The organism is Microcoleus sp. Pol12B4, from assembly GCF_036701385.1.
Lineage (GTDB): Bacteria > Cyanobacteriota > Cyanobacteriia > Cyanobacteriales > Microcoleaceae > Microcoleus.
In genome coordinates, this window is record NZ_JAUBQR010000234.1 from 1 (window position 1) to 10635 (window position 10635).

The window sequence follows — 10635 nt, forward strand, 5'->3', positions numbered from 1 at the left end:
GGTTTGTCGCTAGCAGTAATTAACAGATTTTGAGCTTGCAAATTGCGGTTTTGTCCGTCCAAAGTTTTGAAGGATTCGCCTGTTTTGGCAAAGCGGACGCCGATGCTGATATCTTGAGTACCCGTGAAAGATTGTAGGCGATCGGAATCGAAAGCGTGCAGCGGTTGTCCCCATTCCAATAAAATGTAATTAGTTACGTCAACCACATTATTAATTGGTCGCACTCCCGCCGCCTGCAACCGCTGCTGCAACCAAGCTGGAGAAGCAGCAATTTTCACACCTTCAATTGCCGTGCCGATGTAAATTGGGCATCCTTGCGGTTCGGATATTTCTACTGCCAAACCAGGACTTTCTTTGCCCTCAATCGCTACACCATTCGCTGCGGGAATTCTCAAACTCGCCCCAGTCAGCGCCGCCACTTCTCGCGCTACACCCACCATGCTCAAAGCGTCAGCACGGTTGGCAGTTGCTGTCAAATCTAAAATCACATCGTCTAAACCCAAAAGTGGGCGAATATCGCTGCCCAATTCGGGATTTTCTAAATCGAAAATGTGAATCCCGGCTGACTCTTTCGCCAGTCCCAATTCCGCCAGAGAGCAAATCATTCCTTCGGAAGGAACGCCCCGCAATTTAGCAGGTTTAATCTTTAAATCAATAGTTGATAAATAAGTGCCAACAACAGCGACAGGCACGTAAATATCTGCCCTAGCGTTGGGTGCGCCGCAAACAATATTCAAAGCTTCTGAAGAGCCGACATCCACTTGACAAACTCTCAATTTGTCTGCATTCGGATGCTGTTCGCAGGCGATAATTTTGCCCAAAACTACACCGCTTGCCCACGGGCGGCGGTCTTCAATTTCTTCAACTTCAAAGCCTGCCATTGTCAGGGTTTCGGCTAATTCTTCCGGCGACATCGCCACATCCACCAATTCCTGCAGCCACTTTAGAGAAATACGCATAATTTAGTCAGTAGTTAGTTGTCAGTGCTCTGTAGTTATTAGTCATTAGTCGACGCCGACGGGCTACGACTTTTGAGTCCCAGAATTTATTCGGGAAAGCTTTTCATAGCATATTAACTTAAATTTGTCAATACTGTTATGGTACACATCAGCAAAAACGAGGGATCTGCCCAAAGGTAGATGTCTACTGGGGGATGAGTAGCATTCTCATTCAGAGAATGAGGTATGCTAGATACATCTAACAACGCAAAAAGCACTTAAGTTTAGAAAGACTTTACACAAAAAAGCACAACTTTAGCAAGTCTTTAAACTATCTTCAAGGATAATCAACCGAAAAAACTCAAACCAGCGAGATAATCAAAATAGGGAAAAGATATCGGCATAAAAGACTTAGGTGCAATTCCAATTCGCGATCGAACGCACGGCTTGCCGAAAACTGATAGATTAGTATGTCTACCAGAAGCAGGAACAGGCTATTTGTGCAGTCGAGCGACGCTGACAAGATCAGAACAACATAGGCAAACTCAATCAATATGAGCTACTGCGTAAATCCGGGCTGTCCCCATCCTCAAAATCCTGCTGACTCTATTCTTCAGTGTCAGACTTGCGGTGCGCGGTTATTGCTGCGCGCTCGCTACCGAGTCATTGAACCGTTAGGACAAGGAGGTTTTGGAGCTACATTTCTGGCAAAAGACATCTCATTGCCCGGCCAACCGAGTTGTGTAGTCAAGCAACTGCGACCCAGTAGTTCGTCGCCGCGAGTTTTAGAAATGGCGCGGGAATTATTTAAGCGAGAGGCAAAAACCCTCGGCCAACTGGGCGACCACCCGCAAGTACCGAGGCTGCTAGACTATTTTGAAACGGAACAGCAATTCTACTTAGTTCAAGAGTATGTTAAAGGCTCGACTTTGAAACAAGAAGTCAAGCACTCAGGCCGTTTCAACGAATCGGATGTTAAAAATTTTCTATTAGAAATTCTGCCAGTAGTGCAATATATCCACAGCCAAGGAGTAATTCACCGAGACATCAAACCCGCAAATATTATTCGCCGAATTCAAGACGGTCACTTAGTTCTGATTGACTTCGGAGCGGTAAAAGACCAAGTTAGCCAAACAATATTATTAGACCCCGCCGACCAAAGCGCCAACACGAAATTTTCAGTCGGCACATTTAGTTTTGCCCCCCCGGAACAAATGGCGCTGCGGCCGATATTTGCCAGCGACATCTACGCGGTGGGGATGACTTGCTTGTACTTGCTGACAGGAAAATCGCCCAAGGATTTAGATTTTGATGGAGTAACCGGTGAAATTGTTTGGCAGCCCCACGTTCAGGTGAGTCCTAATTTTGCGCGGATTCTCGAAAAAATGCTGAAGCCGATGGTTGGGCATCGCTTCCAATCGGCAGCAGATGTCCTCAGAGCTCTCTCGGGCCAATTTGAAGACCCAAGTCTTATGGATGGCTTGGCAACTCAATTCAACGCCTCTTCTCGTACAGTTGAAGAACCGACAATATTTAATGACGAGGGTTCTTCGTGGTCACCGGCGAGGAGCAAAATCAATGAAGATTTACGATCGAACCACACCCGCACTGGTAGAACTTCCTTCAGCCAATCCGGGAACACGGGGATGCAGCCGAGAGTTTCCCGGACTCTGGCTGAGTCCGGCAGAACTTTCGGAACTGTTGGACCTTCTAGTGGCAATTTAGCAGGGTCAAAGCTATCGAAACTTTCTCCTAAGTGGGATACCAACAGCGTGCGAGCGGCATATTTTAAAGGCAAGCGTGATTTTGCTGACTGCGAACTGTCGGGTTTGCAACTGCAAAAAGCGCAGTTAGCGGGGGGGAATTTTTATCAGGCTAGGTTGGTGAAAGCAAATTTGCAAGCAGCGGATTTGTCGGGGGCAAATTTGGGTCACGCGAGGTTAATTCAGGCGAATTTGCGAGATGCTAATTTGACTGAGGCTTATTGCAGCACTGCCAATTTTGAAGGGGCGGATTTCCGAGGTGCTGACTTGACGGGGGCTTATTTGACTAAGGCGAATTTGCGGGGAGCAAATTTGTGCGGGGCGAATCTTACGAACGCTACAGTTTCTGAGGAACAACTGGCAATGGCAAAGACCAATTGGCTTACTGTTAAGCCGGATGGCAAGCGGAGTTTTGGATTTTAAGTAGTCATTAGTCATTGGTCAGTAGGCAGTAGGCAGTAGGCAGTAGGCAGTAGGCTGTTGTCATAAGTTAACAGTCAACAGTCAACAGTCAACAGTCAACTTCCCACTCCCCCAGTCAGGTGAGTCGTCAGGAGGAAGCTCGATCGCCCCAAAGCCGCCTAAATTAAAAACTAGGACTGGAGGATTCGATCGCACCTAAACATGAAACTGCTCAACCCCCGCACTCGAACGCTTCTGTACACCGGCATCCTGGCGCTGGCCTACTTTGTTACCGGAAAACTCGCAGCGTCGATGCTGGGACTGGTGAAAGCCGAACCCTCCCCCGTGTGGCCGCCCGCCGGTATTGCTCTAGCAGCACTGCTACTGGAAGGGCGACGGATGTGGCCGGGAATTGTCCTCGGTTCAGTGCTGTTAAACTCTACCGGCGGTATACCGTCGGCTGTCATTGCCACATCCGCCTTTAGCGTCACCCTGCAAGCGCTGGCTGGAGAGGCTTTGCTGACTTGGAGCGGATTTTCTACCAAACTCGATCGATTGCGAGATGTTCTGGCTTTAGTGGCGGGCGCTGTCATCGCGTCTACTTTGGTCGGTTCTATCCTCGGCAACTTGGGAACGTGCATTTTTGGTTGGGCTCAGTGGAGCAATTTCTCTCGCAATTGGTGGACTACGTGGCTCGGAGACGGCATGGGAATTTTGATTGTGACGCCAGTGCTGCTGACTTTAAAGCACGCCGTTAATAATTTTAAATCTCCACTAAAAAAACCCATTATTTCATCTTTTATCACATTTTTTAACAGAGAGAATAATCAACTACCAATTACTAATCGCAGCCACATATTTTCTGCAACTGAAAACCGTTATAATCTATTATTTTTAATTATTAATTATTCAGAAATAGCGCTGTGGCTGACTCTCTTGCTGAGCGTGAGCTGGCTGTTTTTTTGCTCAAAAACACAAGCGGCGATCGCTCAGTATCCACTGGAGTATCTGCCTTTTCCTCTAATAGTTTGGGCTGCCCTGCGGTTTCAACCGGCGGGAGCGATTTTTGCTTATTCGATCGTGTCTTACATCGCGATTTGGGGAGCAGTACAGGGAGGCGGCCCGTTTTTGGCCAAAAGCGATAATCTCAAACAGGCGGTTTTATTTTTACAAGCTTTTACCGGTACGATCGCCCTTGTGGCTCTGATGTTGGCCGCCGCGGTAGCAGAACGCCAGCAAGCGCTGGTGGAGGTGCGCCGCACGGCTGCCATGCTGCGCGATCGCGAAGCTAGTTTAGCCAACGCTCAGCGCATCGCTCAGTTGGGAAATTGGGATTTAAATTGCGCCGCCCTCACAGCAACTGACAACTGCGAAGAATCCGCAGAACATCATATATCCAATATCGAATTGCGGTGGTCAAACGAACTTTACCGCCTCTTGGGTTTTGCTCCGGGAACTGTCAAACCGACACCAGAAGTTTTTTTGCAAGCTGTACATCCAGAAGACCGAGAATTGGTGGCGCGATCGCAGCGCCAAGCTATGTTGGAGCGCCAAGCCTATTGCATTAACTACCGAATTGTGATGGCAGATGGCTCAGAACGTACTGTCTGCGAACAGTCGGCAATTGAGTCAGGGGCGATCGCGGCCACAGTCCAAGACGTTACCGAACGCCACCGCGCGGAAACCGCTTTGCGGGCGTCCTCCGATCGCGATCGCTTGCTCTCCGAAATCGCCCTGCGAATTCGCAACTCCCTCGATCTCGAAGAAATTCTCAACACTACTGTTGCCGAAGTCCGGCAATTTTTCAAGACAGACCGCGCTTTCATCGGTATTGTGGACGCGGACGGGATAAATCTTCCTAGCCCGGTATACGGTAAGGTTGTGGCCGAGTCTGTGGATGCCCAATGCCGTTCTCTTTTGGGGTGGGTACTCGCTGACGAGGATCACCTCGAAAGCCAGAAAACTTTTTATGCTAACAACCGCGTCCGATCTATCTCCGATACTGCTAGCGTTCAACTCAGCGTTCCAATTGCCCAATTGTACAGCAACTATCAAATTCGCGCGACGTTAAATGTGCCGATCTTCCTAGGGGATGAATTGTTCGGGATCTTGGCCGTCAACCAGTGTTCGGGGCCCCGCCAGTGGCAGGAATTTGAAATTGATTTGTTGGAAAAACTCGCTACCCAAGTGGCGATCGCTCTACAGCAAGCCCAACTTTTGCAGCAGGTAAAAGCTCTCAATGCCAACTTGGAATCTCAAGTGGAGGAACGCACCAGTCAACTGCAGCAAAAAATGCACGAGTTGCAAGAAAGCAACCGCCTGAAAGACCTATTTTTGCACGCAGTTTCTCACAATCTCCGCACTCCAGTTATGGGAATGTTAATACTGCTGAAAAATTTGCTCAACAAATCGGCCTCTGATTCTCTACAAGATGTTCCGGTTTCTCGATCGATTTTGCAGCGCATCGTTCAGGCCAGCGAACACCAGTTGACTATGGTTAATGCCCTGCTCGACGCTCACGCTAGCGAGGTCAAAGGGATTGTTCTCAATACTGTACCGCTGGATTTGCCGCCTTTAGCTTCAGCCATTATTGCCGATTTAGAACCGATGCTGGCCAAAAATCAAGCAACTTTGACTCAGGATATTCCGGCGGATTTGCCACAAGTCAATGCCGATAGACAACACTTGCAGCGGGTGCTAGAAAATCTGTTGACTAATGCTATTAAACACAATCCTCCGGGAGTGAATATAACTTTTAAAGCGGAGGTAATTGCAGTTGAAACAGCGCTAAGTTATGAAGAAAATTCACAGGCTTTAAGAGCGCCCAATAATCCGCTTGCCCGCTGTATCGCTAACGGGATATCTGCTGTGGGCGATCGTCCTAGGATGTGCGAGACCACCCAGAAAAATCAGGAAACCCTGGCCAAATTCAACATCGACGGCAGTTGCAAAATGCCCCGCTATCAGGGTCAAATTGGCAATAGCGGCAGCAAATTGCCCGGAGTCACCGTAAAAATGGTTCGCTGTACTGTAACAGATAATGGAGTGGGAATCAGCGCCAAACAGCGGGAATCTCTGTTTGAACTTTACGTTCAAGACCCTAATAGCCGACAATTAACAGGGCTGGGTTTGGGATTGTACCTCTCCAAGCAAATTATCAAAGCTCACGGCGGCGAAATTGGCGTCGAAAGCACTCCCGGCGGTGGTTCGACTTTCTGGTTTTTGTTACCTGCTGTCAACTCGGACGAGCCCTCTTTCTCAATCTAAAATCTAAAATCTAAAATCTAAAATGGTATGAACTATTTGGGCAATGCAAAATCAGTTCAGGCATTAACGGTTTACGAGGTGTGGCGCGATCGCTTCCTCCGAGAGCGGCTGCGCCCTGCTGTCGGAATTGCCATCTTTTTTGCCTTCACAATAACGGTCTATTTTCTGGGCGAAAGATTCTTCGCTCGCCAGGAGTTTAAAAGCGTTTATTTGTACACGAGCGCTGCTGTAGAATTGGGTTTGTTGACCTGTTTTGTGTTGCAAAAGACCTCCTTCGGACAGCGCTATCCCGGTTTGCTATTTTTGGGTTTTTCGTGGTCGCTGACGGTGGTTGTACAGCTTGGGCTAGCTGTCGCACAAGCAGGGGAATTACCAATTTTTACCTGGATTTTAGCGTTTCTGATCCAAGCTACGCTGATGCCCGTCCGCTGGCGCCTCCACCTGATTTCTCAACTCGGCGTTTTGTGTTGCCACGTCGGGATAAATTTGGTTTTAAATCTAAGTTTGGCTAAGTATACTCCTTTTAAGTTGACCGGGTTGTACTTATATTTGTTTTGGATTTGTTTGATTTGCGATTTGTCGGTTTATTGGTACGAATGTCTGCAACGGAAAGAGTTTAGTACCAGGCGTGAGTTGGAATCTGCTTACCAGCAGTTGGAAGAGGCGGAGGCGAAGTACCGCAGCATTTTTGAGAATGCGGGCGAGGGGATTTTTCAAAGCACTCCCGATGGCCGTTATATTACTGCAAATCCCGCTTTGGCGCGGATTTACGGCTGCGATTCCCCGGAAGAAGTGACGGCAAAGTTTACTGATATTGAGCGGCAGTTGTACGTCGATCCGGCTCGCAGAAATGAGTTTTTGCGATCGATCGAGGAAAGCGGCACAGTATCGGATTTTGAATCTAAAATTTACCGCTGTGACGGCAGTATTGTCTGGATTTCTGAGAAGGCGCGGGCGGTAAGGGATAGCAGCGGCGGCGTGCTTTATTATGAGGGTTTAATTGAGGATATCACGCAGCGCAAACAGGCACAAGAATCGCTGCGGCTGTTTATCCACGCTCTTTCTCACGACTTGCGAAACCCGGTAGCGGGAATGTTAATGGTGCTGAAAAATTGGCAGACGAAAACTGGGGATTCGATCGCAATTCCCCGTTCTATTTTGGAGCGGATGATTCAAGGTAGCGAGCAGCAATTGCGCTTGATAAATTCGCTGCTGGAAGTTCACGCCGGGGAATTGCGCGGTTTGGTTCTGCACTGCGAATCGGTTAATTTGAGGGCGATAGTTGAAGCTGCTGCGACAGATTTGGAGCCTTTAATGAATGAGGGTAAAGCTACTTTTAAAAATTTGGTGCCAGATGATTTGCCAGCCGTGAATGCTGACAAAACTCAGTTGTGGCGAGTCTTCTCTAATTTAATTGCTAATGCTTTAAAACACAATTTTCCGGGACTGAATTTAACTGTTTCGGCTCAAGTAATCAATGCAGAAAAATTAACTATAAATCAAAGCACAGCAAAACAAGACATCGACAAATCCCCCATTACCAATCCACAATCCCCCATTACCAATCCCCAATCACCAATCTCCAATCCCGGAAGTAGAATGATTTACTGTACCGTGGAAGATGACGGGGCGGGAATATTGCCGGAACAGTGCGAACATCTTTTTGACCTTTACGTTAGGGGTGATCAATCTCGACACTCCGTCGGTTTGGGTTTGGGGCTATATCTTTGTCGCCAAATTATTGGTGCTCACGGCGGCCAAATAGGGGTAATTAGCACTCCCGGTGCTGGGGCAAGTTTTTGGTTTACTTTGCCGCTGGCTGAGAATTTTAGGTAATTTTTTTGTATTTTAAATTACATTTAATCTAGAAATTGTGCCAGATATTTAGAACGTTATTAATTGCTGAAACCCTTGCGAAATATGCTTCTTCGTTCTGCGGTGGCTATCATTGTGTTGTGCCGTCGCAGGTGCTTTTTGAGTGGTTCAAGCCAAATCTGTCGATCGGACTATTTCGATGGGACTATTGATATTAATTTAAAACCGTGGTATAGTTACCCAAATGTTTTTAAAGGAAAAATAAATTTCCAATCTTCACATTTTCTTTAGAAACATCATTTAATCTAGAAAATCTCTAAAACTAGATAAAAAATATGCAATTTATGTTGGTCGAGCAAAGCTCAGAAAATACAGCTAAAGACGATGCAGCTAAATATAACGAGCGGTCGTTATCCACTTTAATTCGGACGCTCCGTCTTTCCCAAGGTTACTTTTCTTTCGTTTTAGTCAACTGCAACTCGCTGGCTTTGCGGCAGCAAATAGTCGATCGGCTGCAAGTAAATTGTCCCGTGAAACCGCAGCAACTGTTTTTGCCCAAATCGGCGACAACTCTCTACAGGACAATGGCAGCAGAAATAGACGGGGAACAGCCTCCAGCTTTAATGATCCTCGGTTTGGAATCAGTGGAGACGATCGATCGATTGCTCGTTTCTACCAACCTATTATGCAGCGAATTCAGCAAAAAATTTTCGTTTCCCCTCGTCTTTTGGGTGACGGATGAACTTCTGAGAAAAATCATTCGCACCGCCCCGGATTTATACAATCGGATGACGACAATTAGATTCATCAGTAATTAGTAATCAGCCCATCGATTTTAGATTTTAGATTTTAGATTTTAGATTTTTAACAGTCAACAGCCAACCGATTTTAAATTTTAGATTTTTAACAGTCAACAGTCAACAGTCAACAGTCAACAGTTAACAGTTAACACTCAACAGTCAACAGTCAACAGTCAACAGTCAACAATCATTCCGGTGTAACCGGAATTGATATCAACTGTTAAATTCCGCTTCCCAAATCAGGACTAATTCTCGCGCCGCCGCAGTTCCCTCAGCAGGAAAACTTGCCAAAAAGTCTTTATCAGCCCCCACGTCGTAAGGCCCTTCCTTAAACTCCAAAATCACAGTATCCTGTGTCAAAGCTACTAACGTGTGAATAGTGCCCTCTGGCAGTTCGACAGCGCGAGTCGGGCCTGCCGCGCTGACTCGCAAGGAGCGCAGGATTTGGCCGTTTTCGTTCAAAATAACAATACCGACTTCTCCTTGAATCACCACAAAAAACTCAAAACCGTTAACGGCAGGCGGGCGCAGGTGTTGGTGAGGGCGGACGTAAGTGCCTGGTTGCAGCACGTTGACAAACCGCTGCACTTTTTCAGACAAATCATGGAAATTGTAATTTTGTCGCTGGCGGGGACTGCGGCGGGAGGAAGCGGCAACTTCGTCTAGCAATTCTTGCGTCAGCAATTTGATCGGAGGGGACTGCACAACAGATATCCTGTATTTAATAGTTTGTGAACAAATGGGCTAGTCTGGGATCATCGTTATCAGCATCTCTTGACACATGGAAATCGCAACTCAGGTGGGTATCACTAAGGCAATGCGTTTGTCAAGTATCTTTAGAAAAAGTATTAGCCCGATCGCCCTTTTGACTATTCTAGTCTGCGCCAGTAGCGTTTCTGCGTCTGAACCGAGGGTGGCACTGTGGGTTCAGCAGGAATTCTCACAGCAGCAACTTAAAGAAGAAATTCGCGATCGAGTTCAAGAAGAAGTTGACATTGCTTTTGGGCGCACGGCGGTACTGCTTAACGGGCTGGTAATTGCCCTAACTTTGTTTCCGACAGCAGCCGGAGTTGGGGTTTGGTTTCTGTTGAGCAAATTGTCCAAGCAGACAACAATTGCTCGCCAAGAAATTGAAAGTCTCCATTACGATACAATCTCTCAATTAAAACTATTAATTTCGGACGCTGAAACTATCTTAGGCGAAATTCAACACCAAAGTCACCCGGCCGATGCAGAAACAGACTTGTTATTTCCCGACGCCCAAATTCAAGAATTTGCTCCGGTTAACTATGGCAATTACCAACAGCTATTGACGGCTGGCGACTATGCTAAACAGGGAGATGCTTGTTTCTTTGAAAACCGTTATCAAGATGCGATCGCAGCTTACGATCAGGCCCTGAAAATTCAGCCGGATTTAGCCGATACTTGGAACAACCGAGGAGTCGTGCTCACGAGAATGCAGCGGTATCCAGAGGCGATCGCCTCTTACGAACAAGCTACTACAATTCGTCCGAATTATCCCGATGCTTGGAACAATCGAGGCGTGGTATTGTTGGAGTTGCAGAAGTACCAGGAGGCGATCGGCTGTTACGAACAAGCAATTCAAGCCAAACCCGATTATGCCGATGCTTGGAACAACCGAGGCGTTGC

General features: G+C 47.2%; 7 protein-coding genes. 5 read left to right on the top strand and 2 right to left on the bottom strand.

The window, feature by feature from the left end; translation table 11 throughout:
* The coding region (ytpR, locus tag QUA38_RS24245; RefSeq protein ID WP_333166422.1) for a YtpR family tRNA-binding protein at positions 1 to 959 on the bottom strand (959 nt) is incomplete at its 3' end.
* A gap of 533 nt (positions 960 to 1492) precedes the next feature.
* Here ytpR and QUA38_RS24250 point away from each other — a divergent pair.
* From QUA38_RS24250 to QUA38_RS24265, 4 genes are all read left to right on the top strand, one after another.
* Complete coding sequence (locus QUA38_RS24250; protein ID WP_333166424.1) at positions 1493 to 3124, top strand: serine/threonine-protein kinase; 1632 nt, start codon at positions 1493 to 1495, stop codon at positions 3122 to 3124.
* A gap of 201 nt (positions 3125 to 3325) precedes the next feature.
* A complete protein-coding gene (locus QUA38_RS24255) occupies positions 3326 to 6370 on the top strand; it encodes an MASE1 domain-containing protein (protein ID WP_333166426.1) in 3045 nt (1014 codons plus the stop codon).
* 27 nt (positions 6371 to 6397) lie between these two features.
* Positions 6398 to 8206, top strand: coding sequence for a PAS domain-containing sensor histidine kinase (locus QUA38_RS24260; protein WP_333166428.1), 1809 nt, complete (start codon positions 6398 to 6400; stop codon positions 8204 to 8206).
* Positions 8207 to 8520: 314 nt separating this feature from the next.
* Complete coding sequence (locus QUA38_RS24265) at positions 8521 to 9003, top strand: hypothetical protein (RefSeq protein ID WP_333166430.1); 483 nt, start codon at positions 8521 to 8523, stop codon at positions 9001 to 9003.
* Positions 9004 to 9198: 195 nt separating this feature from the next.
* On the opposite strand, the gene QUA38_RS24270 is transcribed toward QUA38_RS24265, so the two are convergent.
* Positions 9199 to 9690: a WbuC family cupin fold metalloprotein gene (locus tag QUA38_RS24270; RefSeq protein WP_333162416.1), complete on the bottom strand. Its 492-nt coding sequence runs from the start codon at positions 9688 to 9690 to the stop codon at positions 9199 to 9201.
* 76 nt (positions 9691 to 9766) lie between these two features.
* Between QUA38_RS24270 and QUA38_RS24275 the strand changes: the two genes are divergently transcribed.
* The coding region (locus QUA38_RS24275; RefSeq protein WP_333166432.1) for a tetratricopeptide repeat protein at positions 9767 to 10635 on the top strand (869 nt) is incomplete at its 3' end.

Coding starts and splice junctions, on each gene's coding strand:
- QUA38_RS24250 (WP_333166424.1), top strand. CDS start 1,493: ATGAGCTACTGCGTAAATCCGGGCTGTCCCCATCCTCAAAATCCTGCT.
- QUA38_RS24255 (WP_333166426.1), top strand. CDS start 3,326: ATGAAACTGCTCAACCCCCGCACTCGAACGCTTCTGTACACCGGCATC.
- QUA38_RS24260 (WP_333166428.1), top strand. CDS start 6,398: ATGAACTATTTGGGCAATGCAAAATCAGTTCAGGCATTAACGGTTTAC.
- QUA38_RS24265 (WP_333166430.1), top strand. CDS start 8,521: ATGCAATTTATGTTGGTCGAGCAAAGCTCAGAAAATACAGCTAAAGAC.